Raw genomic sequence first — 17680 nt, 5'->3', positions numbered from 1 at the left:
AAGTAGTTTGTTTTGATTGATTTAACATGATTAACACACACTTTCAGAGCTTTTTATTTATTATAACGAAAAAGGGAAAAGCGAATCTAGCGCTTTCCCCTAATTTCTGTATTCGTTTTGCAGTGCCCTCAAATAGCGACACATTTGACGGAATTGACATTACATTAATCCTTTTTATCACTCTTTTTGCTTGCTCGGCATTTTGATTTACAGGACCGCTTTCCATTTCCTTAAAACTTTTTCGAATGAAGAAATCATAAACTACCCCAAATAGTATAAGCAATGCAAAAAACCTAATAATCTTACTTAACAAAAAGAGCGCCTTCTGCAACAAAATGCAGAAGGCGCTCTTTATTATTTATGTTTATTGTTCGATATTTTTATTATAGAATTTAACTTCTTCTATAATCCAGTACGGATTACCGCAAATCATGATACCTGCAGTCCTTTCATTTGTCTATGATGCTTTTTTCATGGGAATAATATTTTCTGATTGTTTTTTATATTTTTTTCGATATACGATTTTGGACAATATGACACTAAATTCATATAAAATGAATAGTGGTACGATAACCAATATATCTGAAATAATATCAGGCGGAGTTATGAAAATAGCTACAAGGGTAAGTGAAAAGTAAGAAATCTTTCTGGCTTTCGAAAGAAGCTTCGGATTAATGATATCAATTGAGGTAAGGAACATGACAATGAGCGGTATTTCAAATAATAATCCAAACGGCAGTGTTAAGTTTATCATGAATTTGAAATACTTTTCGGCAGTAAACATGGTTTCAAACTGCCCTTTAGATAAGGATAATAAAAAGTTAAGAACAATTGGGTACACGACAAAATAACCAAATGATAGCCCTGTTATAAACATAGTAAACAATCCAGGAATGTAGGCTAGTGTTGCTTTTCGTTCTTTTTCAGTTAGGGCTGGTTTTACAAATAACCACGTTTGATAAGCAGCAATTGGAATGGTAAGTGCGATCGCAATCACTCCTGAAATCATAAAATATACCCAAAGGATTTCACTCGGTCCTAATACTGCTAAATTACGATTGAGATCACGAATAAGCCACTCGTAAATATCCTGCACATAAATGAATGATCCAAATAAAAAAATGATAAAAGCGAGTAATGTAAAGATTAACCGTTTCCTTAATTCCCCAAGGTGTTTAACAAAAGTTAGCTCTTGATTTTTCATATAAGGTTCTCCCTTTTTTGAAATAAAAAGAAGATGTAAACTCGGAGCTTACATCTTCGACACTTTTACTTAGAATGACCACTATCTTCTTTTTCGTCTGACATTAATTCCTTTGCCGAGCTTTTAAATTCTCTTAATGTATTACCAAATGCACGCCCAATTTCAGGTAACTTAGACGGTCCAAATACGATGAGAGAAATGATTAAAATTAGAATTAAACCAGGTATGCCTATATTTTGCAACATATTGTTCCCTCCTAAAATATTGTTTTTTATACCATTGAGATGAGTAAGACATATAGCATTTACTTATTAGTGGTTTTCCACTTTCTCTTTTTTCTCATTATCTAATGGTAAAGGATCCATACTTTGATCGTTCGCTGTTAAATCAATTCCATAGTCCTTAGCGAAAACCATATGGGTTTCTACAAGAACACCTTCCTTATTTTCATCTAAATTGAATACTCTTGCTCCACGAAGTCTATTTCTTTCAGCACCTGGAAGACCATATGTACCGAAACCTGTGTTACCAGCATATCCAAGCAAAATTCCATAATAATTGCCCATATAGGTGTTCACATGATCATGTCCGCAGAAAACTCCTTTAACGTCTTCTCTCTCTAACATAGCTGAAAACAAACCACCGTTAACCGGTCCCGGACATTCATCTTCGTTTCTTTCTCCTATTATATTATGCTTTACCACTGCAAGATCATGGTTTGCGGGTATTCTACTATCTACGCTTCCGTGCCACATAAAACGATGTTCCCATAGAGGGATATGAATGAACGCGAGTGAAGGTACTTTATAACCGTTCTGCTTTTCCAGTTTTTTGGATTGCTCATAATACCAATTAACTTGATTAAATCGAAGCCAGTCCCAAGTAGGGTATCCTTTAAAATCTTGCCCAGCTATTGTTGCTGGAGCATATCTTCCACTATCAAGAAGCCAAAGGTTGAACGCGGCTTTTTTGCCTTGTGATTGTCTAATGATGAGGTTCATGTTTCCCGTCCCAGTAAGGTACTTTTCTCCAGGTTCGTTTATATTATATTTGAACTTCATATAGAACTTCAGCATATCGTTCTCATCCATTCCGCTCTTGGATGAAGAGTCTTCATCATGATTTCCAAACGTAACTGCCCATTTAATCATTCTTTTTTCCATTGGTTGAGCTACATTATTTAGGGCTTGTTTCATCTCTAATTCCGTATCACAGCCTCCTGTAATATTGTCACCGTTGAGTACAACAAAATCCGGCTTCTCTGAATCTAGAACTTTCTCCATAAGTTCAAGTGTCCTACGATCAATTCGTTCATCATCTTGAGTATCGTTAAATTGTACGACTTTAAACTTTCCATTTGAATTGAATTGAAGCTTAGCATCTTCTTTTTTTTCAGCCTGTACAGTGTTAGTAAATAAATCTCCTGGCAATCCAGTAGTCGCAAGTGTTAAAGCAAGTGTACTCATCCCACCTATTTTTAAAAAACTCCTTCTGTCTAACCCTTTGTTTGGATTCTCATTACTCATTTAAAAAACCTCCAATTTTTTATACATACTTGATAGAGCTGATTAATCCCCGAAAAGGTAGTTTTCAAAAAGAGTAGCTTGTAAAAAAACGATATATAGTAGATTTTTCGAAGTAAAAGCCACTATATATGGTATTGAAAATAACCGTTAGTCCTTTTTGGGGATAAACCATAGAGATTAACAATAGAAAAGAGTAATAGTAAGGGAGAAAACTTTATGTAATGTCAATACAAACAATCATTACTTAAAATTAAGATGGAGCCAGTATCTCCGTTAGCTACATTTATATCGTAGTACAAAAATATTGATAGATTATTAATAACATGTTAAATGTAGGTAAATAAAGCATCCACATAGCCAATCTGTAACTAATAAGCTAACTTAACAAAAAGAGCGCCTTCTGCTACAAAATGCAGAAGGCGTTCTTTTCATTAATAACTCTCCGAATACTCTTGCCCTTACAATTTAACATGGGCAGGATGGCATGTATGCCTCGATAAGACCTTTCAAAAGATGAATGAGAAAGATTGTATAAGAAGTATATTGTCGCAGTCAGTAAGATTTAAGAATAAAATAATTTATGAAGCGATTGAAGAGCTAAGAGAGAGTTAACCGTTTGAGGTATGAATGTTTATATAAACTCAACTTTCTTCTATTGCTCTTTTTACAGGTCTATTACTTGCCATCCCATTTTCAAAGGAATTCAAACGAAAGTCTAAAGTTGTAGTGGTACTTGCGGCTGAAAACTGCCCCTTGTTTTCCTTCAAAATAATAGAGTCAAGCAGCTAGATTGCCTTTGACTCAAACTTTTCGCCCCTGTGTCAAAAACAATAACGTTAATTTGAACTATCGAGAATGTTACAATTCCCATGATTATCTCGGACATGGGAATTGTTTTTTACAAGTGTAAAAAAAAACGGAAAATAATTTTAAAATTCGTTTACATGAATATGACTTCAAAAGACAAACTAATACGAACCTAAATTAAGAAAGGATGATGTAACGTGGGCAGAGATGAACATAAATCTAAAAGTAATAACAAAAACACTTTACCTCAAACGCCAAAAAGCCTAAAAATCCCACCAGGACGTATAAAAGAAGAAACCGCTAGTGAATTTGCAGAAATAGGTTCCAAGGCGTTGAAAGTTCTAAACACATCCACTCATCAAAAAATTGCACCAGATCGTATTAGAGCAGAACTCGCTAGTGAATTTGCAGAAATAGGTACCAGATCGTTGAAAGGTAAAAACACATCCCTCCAATACACAACAAAGAAAGAGTAGCTTTGAGATAACGAAGTGGAAATAAATGATCTCAAAGATGTAAGTCAAAAAAAAATTAGCCCCCACCCTATATCCCCTATGTATTGGGTGGGTGCATTCTATAAAAGCACGCTTTTTTGCCCTGTCATCTCTTCAATCTCTTTTAAGAATCCAATACAGTGATGTAATTCCTCTCTGGTATGTTTTATCGAAAAGCTCTTTCCAACCGGTTTTGATTTATCTAAGAATACCTGAACCTGGATCTCTCCTTTTGCCACATCCAGACCAACTACTACTGGATTCATTGTTACTCCTCCTCTGATTTTAACTAACCAGTACCCCATCCTCCATGTAGTGTCATAGCTTCGCTTGTTATACGAGATCTACGTCCCAACCAGCCTCAAACATGTTTCTACAAGTAGAGGGTGAACAGTTTGGGATCATTGTCCCACGCACCCGTACGTCCTACCTGGCTACCGATATATCAAATCCTATTATAAAAAGGTTAAACAGTAAAAACTGGTTAATCAAACACATAAAACCAATAAATCAAACTAAATTTCCCATTCCAACTTCATAAATATTTGGTTTTCCATTAACTTACCAGAAAGGCTCCCGTTCATTTTTTCCATTAAGCTTTTTGCAATCTGTAAACCTAGACCTGTACCTTTTCCAGTTCTAGTTCGGTCTGCTTTATAAAAACGGTCAAATATATGATGTAAATCTTATTCATTTAACTGGTTAACCGAGTTACTAATTGTCAGTGGCACGGATGTATTACATTTTTCAAGCTGGATGGTTACATGGCCGCTTGAATGTCTAATCGCATTTACTACTAAATTTTCTATGACTCGTTTCACGGCAGATGGGTCGCCCATAATGAGGAAAACCATTCTCTTCGATCACTACAAAGGAATACAAATGTTTGAAGTTGCATGATGAAATCATCATTGACAAAGTTCAAACCATAGCATATTGTATAAATATTACGAATATTAGCCCTAAAGAGGAGTTTGTTTTATGAGTGTGACAGTTCTTAACTAATCCGTTAATTTCATACGGTCTTGAATGAAGCCAAATACCAAGAAATGCTTGGTTTATTTATTATGCGCTTTTCAAGAATTGTTAAGAACAAGCATCATAGCAAAGAAGAATGGATAACTCCAGCTATGACATGTATTTGTCATAGCTTTTTTGATGTATAAAAGTTGTATTGAGTAAGAAATCTAAAATGGACTCAGTCTACAACCTTATTGCACAAATTAATGGGCTCCGTAAAACAATGTCATTCTTTCTAAGCCGTCATGAGTGTTTTCATGACGGCTTTTTTTATTCAAAAAAAGGAGGAAATTATAATGAATCAACAAACGATAGATGTTCTGGGTTATCAGGACATTTTAAAAGAAGTAGGCAGTTATGCAATAACCGATCGTGCAAAGTTAACAATCGAAGGATTGCGTCCATCGACAAACAAAAAAAGTATTGAAAATGCATTAGGTGAAGTACATGAGGCACTCCAGATAATGAAAATAAGTTCGAGTGTTCCGTTGCATACTTTGAACGATATGGAGCAATACATTGAACAATCAAAGAAAGGTCTATACATTCGGCCTGATCAATTTACTCGGGTTTTTTCATTTTTAGATCATTGCAATAAATTGAAGCGGTTTATGAAAGATAAAAGGTTTGCAGCTCCAACTATAAGCTTATACGCTGAATCCATTGAAGACTTAAGTGAATTAGAGGCTGAAATTACGAGATGCTTGAGACATGGACAGGTAGACGATTACGCTTCAAAAGAACTACTATATACTCGAAGGCAGTTATCCTTACAACTTACGAAGATGAAAGACAGAGCTCAAATCATGGTGAAATCCAAATCGTTCACTCCTTATTTACAGGAGGGATTGGTTTCAGAGAGAAGTGGACGTTTTGTATTCGCAGTAAAGAAAGAATATCGAAACAAAATTAAAGGAACGATTATTGATTCTTCTGCTTCAGGAGCTACATTATTTATACAGCCGAAAGCACTTGAAGAAATTCAGGAATCGATCGAAATCTTGAAAGTGTCAGAAGAGCATGAGGTTGAAAAAATATTATACGAACTTACAGAGAAATTCCTTTGTCATGAACATACGATTAAAATAGCGATGGGCACCATGCATCACTATGATGTGATTTTTGCAAAAGCAAAGCACAGCCTTTATATTCGCGGGGAATGCCCATTGTTAAATGAAGACTATGTAATTCGTTTGAAGGGTGCGAGGCACCCTATGTTGAAGGAAAATTCAGTTCCGCTTGCTCTACATTTTGGAGATAGTGATCGAGCGCTTGTTATCACGGGTCCAAATACAGGGGGTAAAACGGTAACATTAAAAACAATCGGACTGTTAACAATGATGGCACAGACTGGATTGTATATTCCAGTTGAAAAAGGCAGTACACTGCACATTTTCCATCGAATATTTGTTGATATAGGTGATGGTCAGAGTATCGAGGAGAATTTGAGTACTTTTAGTTCACGACTTTTGAATATTATAGAGATTTTAAAACAAACGGATAATCAGTCCCTTGTGTTACTAGATGAGCTCGGGTCTGGAACGGATCCCAGCGAAGGAATGGCATTAGCGATTGTCATTCTTGAACAACTCTTTGAAAAAGGTGCTACCCTATTTGCAACGACGCATTATAGTGAAATGAAGGAATTTGCCGACCAAAAAGAAGGTTTTGTGAATGGATCAATGGAATTTGATATCGAAACACTTCGACCTACCTATCGTCTACTGTTAGGGGAAAGTGGGAAAAGCCAGGCTTTTGATATTGCATTAAAGCTCGGTTTACACCCGAAATTGATTGAAAAAGCTTATCAAATTACGTATAAAAAGGAAATGCAAGTGTTAGATCAAGTAAATGAAACCAAATTGAAGGATCTTCATTATGTCCGACAAATAACAACAAATAAATATGCAAGAATCAACCCTACGAAAAGACAACATATCGTTGATGACAAAGTCACCATATTCGAACAAGGAGATAATGTCACCATAACAGCTACAAATGAGACAGGAATTGTTTATAAAGGGCCAGACCATATTGGAAATTACATCGTGCAAATAAAAGGTAAAAAGAAACCGTTCAATCATAAAAGATTAAAATTGCATATTAAAGCGAGTGAGTTGTATCCTGAAAATTACGATTTTGATATTATTTTTAAATCAGTTGAATATCGTAAGGTGAAGAGTCAGCTCGATCGAAAGCATGTAGAAGGGTTAAATTTGGAGGAAGAGTAATTATAGTGGCACTTTGTAATATTAAATTAGGCCAATAATACTTATAGAAGACTGCCGGATTGTTTGGGGAGCTAATATAAGTAGTATCAAAATGCTATTTACCCTCCAGTATTAGATTTACCTAACCTAAAAGTCATATTACTTGTTGAATTAACCTGCTTCTTTAGTTCAATAAGAAAAAAATGCTTTACTCTTGCTTAAAGTAAAACACCCGTTAGTTTAAGTGTAATGCTTCACAATTGTAGGTGATTCTTCATGTAGAACAATGAAATTAAAATAATGTACTTATGTTTTATATATCACCATGATTGAGTAAGGAAAACCTATCATCTTGATGGAAATGTTCCAATTATTGTATACTAAAAGTGATTGGAACTGTAAGATAGGAAAATCAACGCAACAGTCCCAGTAAAGATATATTTTATTATAGTGAGGTGGGTAATCAAAATGGAAACAGGTCATACTGTAACAATAACGGTAGAAACCACAGTTCATACACCGGTTGGAGAAGTGTGGAAACATTGGACGGAGCCACAGCATATAACAAAGTGGTGTTTTGCTTCTGAGGACTGGCATGCGCCAAATGCCGAAAATGATTTAAGGGATGGCGGGAGATTTCTTACAAGAATGGAAGCTAAGGATGGTAGCTTTGGATTTGATTTGAGTGGTGTTTATGATGAAGTGAGAATAAACGAGCTTATTTCTTACAATATTGAAGATGGAAGAAAAGTTACAATTACTTTTATTAGCCAAGAAAACGACACTAAGGTAATTGAAACTTTTGAAGCAGAAACCACCAATTCCCTTGAAATGCAAAAAGCAGGCTGGCAGACAATTCTGGACAATTTTAAAAAATATAGTGAAACCTCCAAAGAAAATTAGGATAAAAAACAAGAATAGATTCAAACAATCTTCTTTATAGAAGGTTTCAGACTGTAGACAAAAGGCATTTCGAATGAGCTCATTCGAAATGCCTTTTGTAGCTTTGCAGTAATGTTTGATCAAAAATATTTCACAAATTCTTGTTTTACGGGAGATAAAAATAATACATAAGACTAAGACTCCCCCTCTTATTCAACTAATCTGCCCCGTTAGTTGAACAAGTAACTAGATAATCCGTTCGTAGAAGCTCGATTCACTTACTCAACTGGATTTTATCACGTATGCACCCTGGTTGACATAACACCACAATTGGGAAGTATCCCTTTTCTTCAACTAAAGCACCCGTTAGTTAATAAAGTATCTTTTCATACACTTCTAACCAGTTAAATTTTATTGGTCTTGCGACTTTCAAGAAAATTGAAAACTGAGTAAGATACTATTAAGATTACCCCCATTAGGAATGCAATAAAAAAACCAATTATTCCTTGAATAGCGACCCATCCAACCGTGAATGTAAGGAAAAATAGTACATAACAAAAACCAGCTATTATTATTGCAATAGGACGTTAAAAGGAAATAATCGTTTCCAACCCAAAGCTAAAAAAGAAGAAAAAAAAATTATAGCAACTGAAATGATTTTGTGTAGCAAGCTCCAACGGAATTCTGCACGAGACTGTGCTTCTTCACCAAAAGTAGTGTGTGTTGTACTATTTAAGTCATATAGCGTAATTGCTGCTGTAACAACACCCACCAATACAATGGTTGTGAAAATTGCCCAGTTTATCGTTTTTAAATTGTTTTTATTTTTCATTTTACCCCCTAAAAAAATTTAATCTCTTACTGGCATTTCTATATTCTTGTTTTAAACTCCTTCTTCAAGTAACCTGCCCAGTTAGTTCAATAATTTTTTATATGAAAATAACAATTCCGCAAATCACAGTTATTCCTATAAATGTGAAGACGTAAAGAATAGGAGAATTAACTAAAAACTACTACACTGTGAAGTGTCTCAACTTTATCCCACGCACTTGAAATATCTGGTTTATAGTTTCTTGTTTTTATATAACTGACTAACATCATACCGACAAGATAGACAAAATGTATTGCAATTGAACCAAATAACGCTTTATGTGTTCTTCAAGTAACCTGCCCCGTTAGTAAAAAAAGAGCTCCTTAAGCAGCCCGAGAATCTTATACTAATGAACCTGTTAGCTTAATAACGCCATAATTCAATAAAACTTGTTTTAGATTTATTTCTTTTCATAAGATAAAAAATTATAGCCAATATAACCTGAATTAAAGGAACAAATTTCGCCCAAGGAAATGGCGGATAACCACTAAAAAACCAAGCATCGGGATATAGTAAAACTGCCCCTTTAGTTCTATAAACCGTTTATTTCTTATGAACTTTCACATATACGGTTCCGAGAAGGTTTTCTCCTATATAAGCATCTAACTTCCACATTCCACTTTTCGGTAATGACATATTAGATGGGGCGTGTTTGTCCGCCCCATTATTTGGACCGCCTAGACCTCCTCCAGTCACATATATTTCTTCAGCATCATTTTCGTGTGTGCCAATAACTTTTAGCACTCCATCAAACTCTTCTTCTTCTCCCCAAAAATGCCACATATATTTTTGTTTTTTATTTGGATAAAATTTAACAACTTCGTCATCATCATCGTAAATAAAACCTAAACGTCCTTCTTCTCCAATCATAGTGTATTTGCCTGATTCAAATAGAGGGCTTTGTTCCCAATTGAGTCCGTTACTTTCTTTTTTCGGAATCGCCTCATCATTCTCATCCGAAACATTATTACACCCAACAGTTGTTAGGATAAAAATAACTGAAATAATTAAGACAAAAGTTTTATTAAACATAAACAGCACACCATCCTTTTCCTAAACTTATTTCCACTCAACTTCATATGATTTTTAACCAAACTGCCCAATTAGTTGAAGAAAATAGAGCTACCTAAGCAGCCCAAAGGATCTAATAGCTGTCATAAGGAGTTGTTCAAATCTATTCTTCGTCTTCACTTGACCAAGTATAAAATAATGCTGAAATGCCAACTTTCATTGCTTCGTCAAAGCATTCAAGTGATTCCTCGAATTCACTATCCCCTTCATACATATTTCGGTTTACAATAAACTTGTCTTCAATAGTTACAACCTTCCAGCCTTCATTGCTGACATACTTTATCGCTTTGTTCAATGCTCTTTTTTCATTTATTGATTTAACCCAACAGTTTACATATGCACCTACACATTCTTCTCTTTCTGGTTTATTTGGGTGCGGAACAGCATCTAACATAAAGTAATATATTTTCATAGAATCCTCCTGCTTGAACATTTTTTCATATTACATACTAAGGCAACAGTGGGCTACCACTTACACTATAAATTTCTAATTTCAACAAAAATCATAACAATTCCTTTGCCCCGTTAGATAAAGAAAAAGAGCAATAAGCAGTCCGATATTAGAAGGGTTTTAATTAGAATGTTGTAATCCTTTTTTTATATAAACCTAACAAAGAAAGAATGACTACAAAAATTACAGTAAATAAGATTACCGACAATAAAATTAGAATTAAGGATAATAAGTATAAGTTATTCTCTAGGAATCCTACATAAACAAATCCAATATTTAAACTTCCCAAACCATTTAATTCTACAAATTTGAAAATTCCATATCCCACTAAAATTATGAGTATATGAAAAACAATTGAATAAAACAAAGAATGTCTTATCCTTTTCAAGAACCTATCACCTTTTTCTGAATTTATAAATTACAGTATCTTCCTTATTTATTGTGTACTATTCTTTCACAAAACACAATTCTTTTTTGATTTTTCTGTTAACTTAAGAAATAAAAAAACTCTTAGGTAAAGTAAACCCAAAAGCTTTATTGAACAGAATTTTGGAACTCAATCTTTAAAATTAATGTAAAGAGAAGACAAGCGGAACTAAAGAACTTTTTAGTTAAATGCATAAATTTCAAGCTAATTTAATAATCAATAGAGTTAGCTATATCTACTAAGATCTCAGGCTTTGTTTGAAACGCGCTTATCGATATTTAATGTGTATTGCCAATTATCCCTTTCGAAAACAAGAAAGTTAAAGCCCGAAAATGTCATATAAGTGGCTACAATCCCATTCTTTAATTCAAAGGTTTTTATCACGTATTTCTCTCGAATAGGCAATTTATTCTTAAGTGGTCGAACATCTATTTTATAATGATTTTCAGATATTTTGTCATTTATCAACGTCACTTCAAATGAGTCATTTGCGTCACCATCTAGATCATTAAACCTACCAAAATGATGAGTAAAGCTTACCGGTGGTACTCTTAGTGGTAATTTTAGTTTTTCATTAAAATGTTTTTCAAAATCGTCCGATGCTGCTTCAACGGTTTTGTATCCTATTTCAGGATATATTTCTTCATAAGAACTGGGCTTATCACTTGTAGTTGCATATACCGTTGAAAATAACAACGTAATAAAAGAAACCAAGAAAAGAATAGTTTTAGTCATTTTTTATCACCTCCACTTACTTAAGTGTATTATTTCCGGAGTCATTTTAATTATCAAAAAACATTGCTTGTTAACTTAAACTGATCCTTAGGCAGGACAGCCATTCACCGTTCTAACCTAGGCGGACATAAAAAATAAAAGTAACAGAGGCATTCTTAAGCTTGTGTTTATTGTTCATTTTTTTCACGGTCGATGAAAGAAAGATTATCTTAACCATATAGGGATTTAAAAATATAATAGGAATTGTTATAGGGAGATTGATAAATACCTGCAAAAAGCTAGGACGTATATTTCTACTTTCATTTCTCATACTAAAGAAAAAAAGGAGTGATATCTATGGCGAAACGGACTAAGAAAAATGACGCAGAACAAAAGAATAAACAAGGGTTTGACTCTAGCAAAAAAGATTCAGAATTCTCCAAAGAATTTGGCAGTGCAAATGCTAATCGAGCAAAAAAAGAAAAGGCGAAAAAAGAAAAAGCATCCAAAAACCAAGGGGAATGGAACGGAATGCATTGATTGTTTATCAAGATTTGAAAGAACACCCCTTCCTCATGAACTGACCCCCATAAAATGGACAGTTTAAAAAAGACCCTGTTGCCTAGACAGCTAGTAAGTGACCTCGGAATTGTTCCGGGGTCATTTTTCTGAGATCATATTGATAACGCTGTGTGTTATATTCTTCGATAATTCGCTAATCATACCGTGAAACTCTTCGAAAGTCTTACACTGTCTAAAATCTACCTATCCTTAAAATGCCCAAAAAATGATTCCATCGGTACGTTATCCAAACAATTCCCGCTAGGAAGTTAGCTCCTTCCACCCAACCCATATACAGGTTCTCACTTTTTCCTCTCTTCACGATTCTATTCGCTTTCTTGGTCTCATGAATAAATATCCAATCTGACTTTAGGGCTTTAGCCAAATAAAAAAGACCGTCTCTGACGATCTCCTGTTACATTTACCACTCTCTCCATTCTTCAGTTATATCTTCTTCTGATTCGAAGCCAGCTATACGTGCAGCTTCAATAATAAAATCACACAGTTCTTCCCTCTCCATTGTTTCGATAAAGTAATCGTATTTATCATTTAATTCATTAAATTTGATTACCACTTCTTTGACACATTCCAATATGTCTTCCTCTGTTGTATTAGCTCCTAGTTTTTTTAAGCTATTGGTGTAAGAATTAAGAACCTCATTAGTTGCAGCAATATTTTCATCGGTAAAAAGGTCGTCATCTTCATCCATTCTTTGTTTCCATTCTACCGTTGGTTTGTTTTTTGTTAGCTCTTTAAGAGTCGTCATAATATCCTCCAAGAATTCATTTTTATCAACCATTACTCCCCATCCATCCGAGTAACCATCATAAGATTTACTTTTAACTGGAACTGCCACAAAAAAATCAACATTTTGTGGCTTTTAAAAATCAACACCATCTTTATAAATCCTTCTTAACACATCTCCATCTACATCGTTAGGAAATTTTCTCGGAAATAAATTCAATTTTACCTTCTCCTAATTCTTACAGTTTAATTTCTCTAATATTACTAATTTTATCAACTACATCTGTTCTTTTAATATAGTTTTTTTTATTAAAACCTGCCACGTAAAAAGAGCTGTCATCGCAGAGCATCTTTTAAATCTAAGTTGTCTCTACCTTTCTTACATCGTTCTTCAATAAAATTCTTCAATAGAGTTTTAAGCTGCATTTAAATCAATTTTTGTTTTCAAATGACTGTAAGTTCCCGTACCCGTTAGCACAATAATAAATCTACTTTTGACAGCATCCGCAAAACACCTGAATGGTTAGGAAGAATTTTCCTTTTTATCTCGGTTTTTCTTTCTTATCGTACTTAGAACGTTATCAACCCACTCCCTAAACCTAATAGAATGATTGGGAAGTATTCAACTAGGTTCATTAAACAAGAGCATGTCATTTATTTCAACTCACATCCTCGGATATTGAATCGATTGCAAATGAAGTAATTATGATTAAAATCCTTGTACTTGTACCTCTATATTAGTACCTGAAATATCTAGCTATAATTGCTAAAAAAAAAAGGAGATATCATATCTTGTACAGAACAATATAAAAAAGGAGTGGATGCAATTGGAAATTTTGATTTTAGGGGGTACACGTTTTTTAGGTAGATTTTTAGTAAATGCAGCACGAAAACGAGGACATCATGTTACGCTTTTTAATCGTGGAAATAACGGTGATATTTTTCCGGAAATCGAACAGTTAAAAGGAGATCGTGACGGGGATTTACAAGTGTTAAAAGGACGTAAATGGGATGCGGCTATTGACACGTCGGGTTTTATACCTAGAACTGTATCAAAATCATGTCAATTACTTAATCATGTCAATCATTATACTTACATCTCAAGTATTTCGGTTTACAAAGATCCAAGTAAACCAGGTCTTGATGAACAGGCAGAGGTACATACAATGGATAATGAAGAAGTAGAAAAAATTATTCATGGGACAGCTGGACCAATATATGGAGAATATTATGGTCCATTAAAAGCTTTGAGTGAAAAAGCAGCAGAAAAAGAATTGCCAGGAAAAATTTTAGTTGTTCGTTCTGGTCAAATTGTTGGACCCTATGACTATACGGATCGATTACCATATTGGATTAAAAGATTATCAGAAGGAGGAGAGGTTTTATCTCCAGGCCGTCCTAATCGCCCTATACAAGTTATCGACGTAAAGGATTTAGCGCGATGGGTCATCCAGTTGATTGAACAAAATGTGACAGGTACGTTTAATGCTGTCGGACCAGATAAAACTCTAACGATGGAACAATTACTTAAAGAATGTAAAAGAGTAAGTGGAAGCGATGCTACTTTCACATGGGCATCTGAAAAGTTTTTACTAGACAACAATGTTGAGCCGTGGGGAGAAATGCCCTTATGGATACCCGAGGAATATCCTTTACCAGGAGCTGAGAAGCCATGGAACGGATTTTTGGCTGTTAATAATAAAAATGCGATGAATACAGGATTAACATTTCGTCCTCTTTCAGAAACCTTAAAAGATATTTTAGACTGGGAACAAAACCGTCCACAAGGGCATGAAAGAAAAACCGGTATAGATAGACAACGTGAAAATAAACTTCTTAAAGAATGGCACGAAACAAATAAATGAACTCAACAGTCCGTAGTGTACTTTTACGGACTGTTCTAAAGTGCCCTTATTGAGGAGCAGAATCTTTCCCCACCTGTAAATGTTTGTTTAATAATTATATCTAAAACTGAAAATACCTTCTTCGGTTGTACTGTGCAATAAAAAATATCTGATAACATTACTTTTATATATAATAAGGAGGAGTTATTTCATGTTTTTCGCGAATACACCAGAACCCCCATACTATGCTGCCATCTTTACGTCTCAAAGAACTGAGAAGGATAACAAAAGTTACATTTCAACAGCTGATTTAATGGATGAACTTGCTTCGAAACAAGTTGGCTTCTTAGGAGTGGAAAGTGCGAGAGATCAGAATGGATTCGGAATAACTGTATCCTACTGGGACTCCATAGAAGCTATAAAGCTATGGAAAGAAAATGTTTCTCACAAAAAGGTTCAAGAAAAAGGTAAACAAGATTGGTACTCTTCATACACTACTAGGATTTGTAAAGTGGAAAGAGCTTATTCAAACAGTAAATAAGTATTGAGCTTCATGTTTAAGCATGAAGCTTTTTTGTACGACAAATTTGTCATATCTCTTACGAGCTGATATTAATTTTTCCTTTTTCATCATAAAAACCTATTTTTTCACAATATTACATAATGAAATAATAAATATGAGAAAAGTACGGCTCCAAAGGAGATTTTACCTATGAATCTTATTTATTATGAACTTCAACGATTAGTAGATTCTTATTACAAATGTGAGAATTCTATAATCAAAGAACAGATCTTTCTGATATCAAATTCTTAACTGAAGCTTTGATTTTTAGTGAACAACATAACCATTTAATTAAAAAGTTGATAAACTCTTAAAGATTTTTTGATACAATTTTTATGTAGGAGGATGCTTATCTCCGAACTGCATTATTTAATTCCACAAATTAAACATCTTTTTATCACAATCCATGCAGTAAGCTACTTTACCATTTTTGTGATTTAAGAGATCATATATTGCTCCATTTTCGGCTTCACTATCAATAAAATGAAATGTTGTACCTAACTGAACCCGAGACTTGTTTTTTATTGTAGTACCCTGTCTTCCAACCGCAATGAGGGCAAGAATCAGTCGGTGATTTCAAAAAAACCTCGCTTCCTTACTTCACTTTATGTGTCAAATGCGACATAAAGCATTCATTCTCTTATTCAACTAACCTACCCCTTTAGTTGATGAAGAAAAAGAGCTATTAGCTGCTCATTGATCTTAAACTCAAGCACCGTTAGTTGATTAAGCACTTATGCTTCTTTACTTCTCATTCTAAACCCGTTCGCTGACCTTTATTCTCCAAATCATATGATCATACCCTTCGTCCCAATAATCCTTTAACAAGTAATCAGGTTCTCCAAATTTCTTTTTCCAGATTTTTTGTGCACTAATATATCCACTATCTAAACAAAATTCTTCTATGTCTTTATTCTGAAAAGTAAAATACATTTTATTAAATAGCAAATTCCCTACCCCAATCCTCTGGTAGTCAAGATGAACAAATACTGTACCTATTTCAATTAGCTCTTTGAAAGTATTGTTTGTACAATCACAAATGAGATCGCTTGCTGGGCCGTATTCAATTGAACCAATAATTTTATCACCATCTAAAGCAATCAAAAAATATCTTTTTTCACCTTTGCTTTCAAAATCACTTTCTAAGTATTTTTCCTTCACTTTGATGATTAACAAAGATAAGATCATCATGAATCAGTTCATCTAAGATTATTAAATTACTAGATAACATTGCTTTTCGAAGCATTTCTTCATGTTCGATAATTAGAGCTTCTTCCATAGTAAAGTCCCCTTTTAGTATTTATTAATCACTAATGCCTGTAAATATCTTGTTACCTGAAATAGCTCTTCTTTCACTTCGCCATATCGCCAACACACTTAAACTGGCCCCATGACAAAACGCAGTCCATTCGTAATTGTCCATGTTAAGTTCTTCTCTAGGCTGTTTACTTATTTTACCTTCATGAAAGTCTTCGGTAATTTCATCCACAATGTCGTATGCTACATCTTCACTTAATTTTCCATCATTAATCATTTGAAGTATGTCTTTCAAGATTAATCACCATCCTATAAACTTTTTACCTTCAATTATTCAACTAACCTGCCCCGTTAGTTCAATAAGAAAAAAAGCTGTCTAAGCAGCTCAATGAGCTTCAAGTAAAGCACCCGTTAGTTGAAGATTATCCTCTCTTTTTTTCAGTTATTTTGGGTTCTTCATACGAAATAATATCGATTATATGATTTAAGCAAGGAACCTGATAATGAACAAATTTGTCTTCGGGAAATATATCTTCTGCTATGGTTCCAGCTTTAATGAAATCTAAGTATCTTGATTTGGTGAAAATCTTAAATATTTCACCTTGAAAAACTTCATAATCATCCATCACTGTAAAGGACTCGTTTATTACCGAATAAGATACATAGGACTTAAATTCAAGTTGAATAGCTGGTAATCCATCATCCACTTCAATAGGATAATAAGCTTCTGTAAATCGTTCACCTAAATCAATATCCTCACTTTTGTTATTGATTTTGCATCTATCAATTAATATACATAGGGAATTTTCTTCAGGTTCTGACAAGTTGTTCAGATAAATATAACCTTTTGATTTCATTAAATCATTGTAATTCATATCATCATCCACTCTTCCTTTGCACACTTACATATTCATTTTAACATTTCCGTTATTCAACTAACCTCCCTCTATAAATATTGATGTATCAACGGTTTGCACCACTTCGTAATGTAGAAAAAATATTTTTTATATAATTTATAAACATAGTCTTGAATTT

The 17680-nt window shown here is 34.0% G+C and carries 20 protein-coding genes and 1 pseudogene; 6 read left to right on the top strand and 15 right to left on the bottom strand.

All coding sequences use genetic code 11. The features are described from left to right. Positions 1 to 457: 457 nt before the first annotated feature. The 3 genes from tatC to C8K15_RS18945 all read right to left on the bottom strand — a co-directional run bounded on the left by tatC (position 458) and on the right by C8K15_RS18945 (position 2730). Positions 458 to 1204 carry a twin-arginine translocase subunit TatC gene (tatC, locus tag C8K15_RS18955; protein ID WP_108587974.1) on the bottom strand — a complete coding sequence of 249 codons (747 nt, stop codon included), beginning with the start codon at positions 1202 to 1204 and terminating at the stop codon, positions 458 to 460. A 65-nt stretch (positions 1205 to 1269) separates the two neighbouring features. Beyond that, positions 1270 to 1449, bottom strand: a complete 180-nt coding sequence (tatA, locus tag C8K15_RS18950) for a twin-arginine translocase TatA/TatE family subunit (RefSeq protein ID WP_108587973.1) — start codon at positions 1447 to 1449, stop codon at positions 1270 to 1272. 66 nt (positions 1450 to 1515) lie between these two features. Next, entirely contained in the window at positions 1516 to 2730 is a 1215-nt protein-coding gene (locus tag C8K15_RS18945; RefSeq protein WP_108587972.1) for a metallophosphoesterase family protein, read from the bottom strand. 1004 nt (positions 2731 to 3734) lie between these two features. Here C8K15_RS18945 and C8K15_RS18940 point away from each other — a divergent pair. Continuing rightward, positions 3735 to 4013, top strand: a complete 279-nt coding sequence (locus tag C8K15_RS18940) for a YfhD family protein (protein ID WP_108587971.1) — start codon at positions 3735 to 3737, stop codon at positions 4011 to 4013. Positions 4014 to 4111: 98 nt separating this feature from the next. On the opposite strand, the gene C8K15_RS18935 is transcribed toward C8K15_RS18940, so the two are convergent. The 3 genes from C8K15_RS18935 to C8K15_RS21245 form a co-directional block, all read right to left on the bottom strand. After that, the gene (locus tag C8K15_RS18935; RefSeq protein WP_233260570.1) at positions 4112 to 4297 is read right to left on the bottom strand and encodes an IS110 family transposase; all 186 of its coding nucleotides are present in this window, start codon (positions 4295 to 4297) and stop codon (positions 4112 to 4114) included. A 249-nt stretch (positions 4298 to 4546) separates the two neighbouring features. After that, positions 4547 to 4705 carry a sensor histidine kinase gene (locus C8K15_RS21000; RefSeq protein WP_233260571.1) on the bottom strand — a complete coding sequence of 53 codons (159 nt, stop codon included), beginning with the start codon at positions 4703 to 4705 and terminating at the stop codon, positions 4547 to 4549. A 12-nt stretch (positions 4706 to 4717) separates the two neighbouring features. Beyond that, on the bottom strand, positions 4718 to 4852 hold the full coding sequence (locus C8K15_RS21245) for a hypothetical protein (RefSeq protein ID WP_255421157.1): 135 nt from the start codon (positions 4850 to 4852) through the stop codon (positions 4718 to 4720). Positions 4853 to 5347: 495 nt separating this feature from the next. On the opposite strand from C8K15_RS21245, the gene C8K15_RS18925 reads away from it, so the two are divergent. Both C8K15_RS18925 and C8K15_RS18920 read left to right on the top strand, forming a co-directional pair. Then, the gene (locus C8K15_RS18925; RefSeq protein ID WP_108587970.1) at positions 5348 to 7282 is read left to right on the top strand and encodes an endonuclease MutS2; all 1935 of its coding nucleotides are present in this window, start codon (positions 5348 to 5350) and stop codon (positions 7280 to 7282) included. A 447-nt stretch (positions 7283 to 7729) separates the two neighbouring features. Continuing rightward, positions 7730 to 8164, top strand: coding sequence for an SRPBCC domain-containing protein (locus tag C8K15_RS18920; protein ID WP_108587969.1), 435 nt, complete (start codon positions 7730 to 7732; stop codon positions 8162 to 8164). Positions 8165 to 8714: 550 nt separating this feature from the next. Here the strand turns inward: C8K15_RS18920 and C8K15_RS20995 are convergent. The 4 genes from C8K15_RS20995 to C8K15_RS18895 form a co-directional block, all read right to left on the bottom strand. Next, on the bottom strand, positions 8715 to 8975 hold the full coding sequence (locus C8K15_RS20995) for a hypothetical protein (protein WP_233260569.1): 261 nt from the start codon (positions 8973 to 8975) through the stop codon (positions 8715 to 8717). Between the two features lie 582 nt (positions 8976 to 9557). Then, entirely contained in the window at positions 9558 to 10046 is a 489-nt protein-coding gene (locus C8K15_RS18910; protein WP_108587968.1) for a hypothetical protein, read from the bottom strand. Positions 10047 to 10188: 142 nt separating this feature from the next. Next, on the bottom strand, positions 10189 to 10497 hold the full coding sequence (locus C8K15_RS18905; RefSeq protein ID WP_108587967.1) for a hypothetical protein: 309 nt from the start codon (positions 10495 to 10497) through the stop codon (positions 10189 to 10191). Positions 10498 to 11209: 712 nt separating this feature from the next. Beyond that, a complete protein-coding gene (locus tag C8K15_RS18895; RefSeq protein ID WP_233260568.1) occupies positions 11210 to 11698 on the bottom strand; it encodes a hypothetical protein in 489 nt (162 codons plus the stop codon). Between the two features lie 336 nt (positions 11699 to 12034). Here C8K15_RS18895 and C8K15_RS18890 point away from each other — a divergent pair, with 336 nt between their 5' ends. After that, positions 12035 to 12217 carry a hypothetical protein gene (locus C8K15_RS18890; protein WP_108587965.1) on the top strand — a complete coding sequence of 61 codons (183 nt, stop codon included), beginning with the start codon at positions 12035 to 12037 and terminating at the stop codon, positions 12215 to 12217. A 442-nt stretch (positions 12218 to 12659) separates the two neighbouring features. On the opposite strand, the gene C8K15_RS18880 is transcribed toward C8K15_RS18890, so the two are convergent. After that, positions 12660 to 13004 carry a hypothetical protein gene (locus C8K15_RS18880; RefSeq protein WP_108587977.1) on the bottom strand — a complete coding sequence of 115 codons (345 nt, stop codon included), beginning with the start codon at positions 13002 to 13004 and terminating at the stop codon, positions 12660 to 12662. Between the two features lie 799 nt (positions 13005 to 13803). On the opposite strand from C8K15_RS18880, the gene C8K15_RS18870 reads away from it, so the two are divergent. Both C8K15_RS18870 and C8K15_RS18865 read left to right on the top strand, forming a co-directional pair. Continuing rightward, a complete protein-coding gene (locus C8K15_RS18870) occupies positions 13804 to 14847 on the top strand; it encodes a Rossmann-fold NAD(P)-binding domain-containing protein (protein ID WP_369973792.1) in 1044 nt (347 codons plus the stop codon). Between the two features lie 190 nt (positions 14848 to 15037). Then, positions 15038 to 15367 carry an antibiotic biosynthesis monooxygenase family protein gene (locus tag C8K15_RS18865; protein WP_108587962.1) on the top strand — a complete coding sequence of 110 codons (330 nt, stop codon included), beginning with the start codon at positions 15038 to 15040 and terminating at the stop codon, positions 15365 to 15367. Positions 15368 to 16144: 777 nt separating this feature from the next. Here the strand turns inward: C8K15_RS18865 and C8K15_RS18860 are convergent. The 4 genes and pseudogenes from C8K15_RS18860 to C8K15_RS18845 form a co-directional block, all read right to left on the bottom strand. Beyond that, positions 16145 to 16555, bottom strand: a pseudogene (locus tag C8K15_RS18860) (GNAT family N-acetyltransferase); the annotation flags it as partial. After that, on the bottom strand, positions 16524 to 16667 hold the full coding sequence (locus C8K15_RS18855; protein WP_233260567.1) for a nuclear transport factor 2 family protein: 144 nt from the start codon (positions 16665 to 16667) through the stop codon (positions 16524 to 16526). The pseudogene C8K15_RS18860 and the gene C8K15_RS18855, both read right to left, overlap by 32 nt. A 24-nt stretch (positions 16668 to 16691) precedes the next feature. Beyond that, the gene (locus C8K15_RS18850) at positions 16692 to 16940 is read right to left on the bottom strand and encodes a hypothetical protein (RefSeq protein ID WP_108587960.1); all 249 of its coding nucleotides are present in this window, start codon (positions 16938 to 16940) and stop codon (positions 16692 to 16694) included. A 127-nt stretch (positions 16941 to 17067) separates the two neighbouring features. After that, complete coding sequence (locus C8K15_RS18845; protein ID WP_108587976.1) at positions 17068 to 17520, bottom strand: hypothetical protein; 453 nt, start codon at positions 17518 to 17520, stop codon at positions 17068 to 17070. Positions 17521 to 17680 lie beyond the last annotated feature (160 nt).

The organism is Paenisporosarcina sp. OV554 (assembly GCF_003058165.1).
In the GTDB taxonomy this organism is placed as follows: Bacteria; Bacillota; Bacilli; order Bacillales_A; family Planococcaceae; genus Paenisporosarcina.
This window is presented reverse-complemented; position numbering and strand designations above follow the sequence as displayed.

Excerpts from the sequence above, each read along its gene's own strand:
- tatC (WP_108587974.1), bottom strand. The coding sequence starts at position 1,204 with ATGAAAAATCAAGAGCTAACTTTTGTTAAACACCTTGGGGAATTAAGG.
- tatA (WP_108587973.1), bottom strand. The coding sequence starts at position 1,449 with ATGTTGCAAAATATAGGCATACCTGGTTTAATTCTAATTTTAATCATT.
- C8K15_RS18945 (WP_108587972.1), bottom strand. The coding sequence starts at position 2,730 with ATGAGTAATGAGAATCCAAACAAAGGGTTAGACAGAAGGAGTTTTTTA.
- C8K15_RS18935 (WP_233260570.1), bottom strand. The coding sequence starts at position 4,297 with ATGAATCCAGTAGTAGTTGGTCTGGATGTGGCAAAAGGAGAGATCCAG.
- C8K15_RS18925 (WP_108587970.1), top strand. The coding sequence starts at position 5,348 with ATGAATCAACAAACGATAGATGTTCTGGGTTATCAGGACATTTTAAAA.
- C8K15_RS18920 (WP_108587969.1), top strand. The coding sequence starts at position 7,730 with ATGGAAACAGGTCATACTGTAACAATAACGGTAGAAACCACAGTTCAT.
- C8K15_RS20995 (WP_233260569.1), bottom strand. The coding sequence starts at position 8,975 with ATGAAAAATAAAAACAATTTAAAAACGATAAACTGGGCAATTTTCACA.
- C8K15_RS18910 (WP_108587968.1), bottom strand. The coding sequence starts at position 10,046 with ATGTTTAATAAAACTTTTGTCTTAATTATTTCAGTTATTTTTATCCTA.
- C8K15_RS18905 (WP_108587967.1), bottom strand. The coding sequence starts at position 10,497 with ATGAAAATATATTACTTTATGTTAGATGCTGTTCCGCACCCAAATAAA.
- C8K15_RS18895 (WP_233260568.1), bottom strand. The coding sequence starts at position 11,698 with ATGACTAAAACTATTCTTTTCTTGGTTTCTTTTATTACGTTGTTATTT.
- C8K15_RS18890 (WP_108587965.1), top strand. The coding sequence starts at position 12,035 with ATGGCGAAACGGACTAAGAAAAATGACGCAGAACAAAAGAATAAACAA.
- C8K15_RS18880 (WP_108587977.1), bottom strand. The coding sequence starts at position 13,004 with ATGACGACTCTTAAAGAGCTAACAAAAAACAAACCAACGGTAGAATGG.
- C8K15_RS18870 (WP_369973792.1), top strand. The coding sequence starts at position 13,804 with ATGCAATTGGAAATTTTGATTTTAGGGGGTACACGTTTTTTAGGTAGA.
- C8K15_RS18865 (WP_108587962.1), top strand. The coding sequence starts at position 15,038 with ATGTTTTTCGCGAATACACCAGAACCCCCATACTATGCTGCCATCTTT.
- C8K15_RS18855 (WP_233260567.1), bottom strand. The coding sequence starts at position 16,667 with ATGGAAGAAGCTCTAATTATCGAACATGAAGAAATGCTTCGAAAAGCA.
- C8K15_RS18845 (WP_108587976.1), bottom strand. The coding sequence starts at position 17,520 with ATGAATTACAATGATTTAATGAAATCAAAAGGTTATATTTATCTGAAC.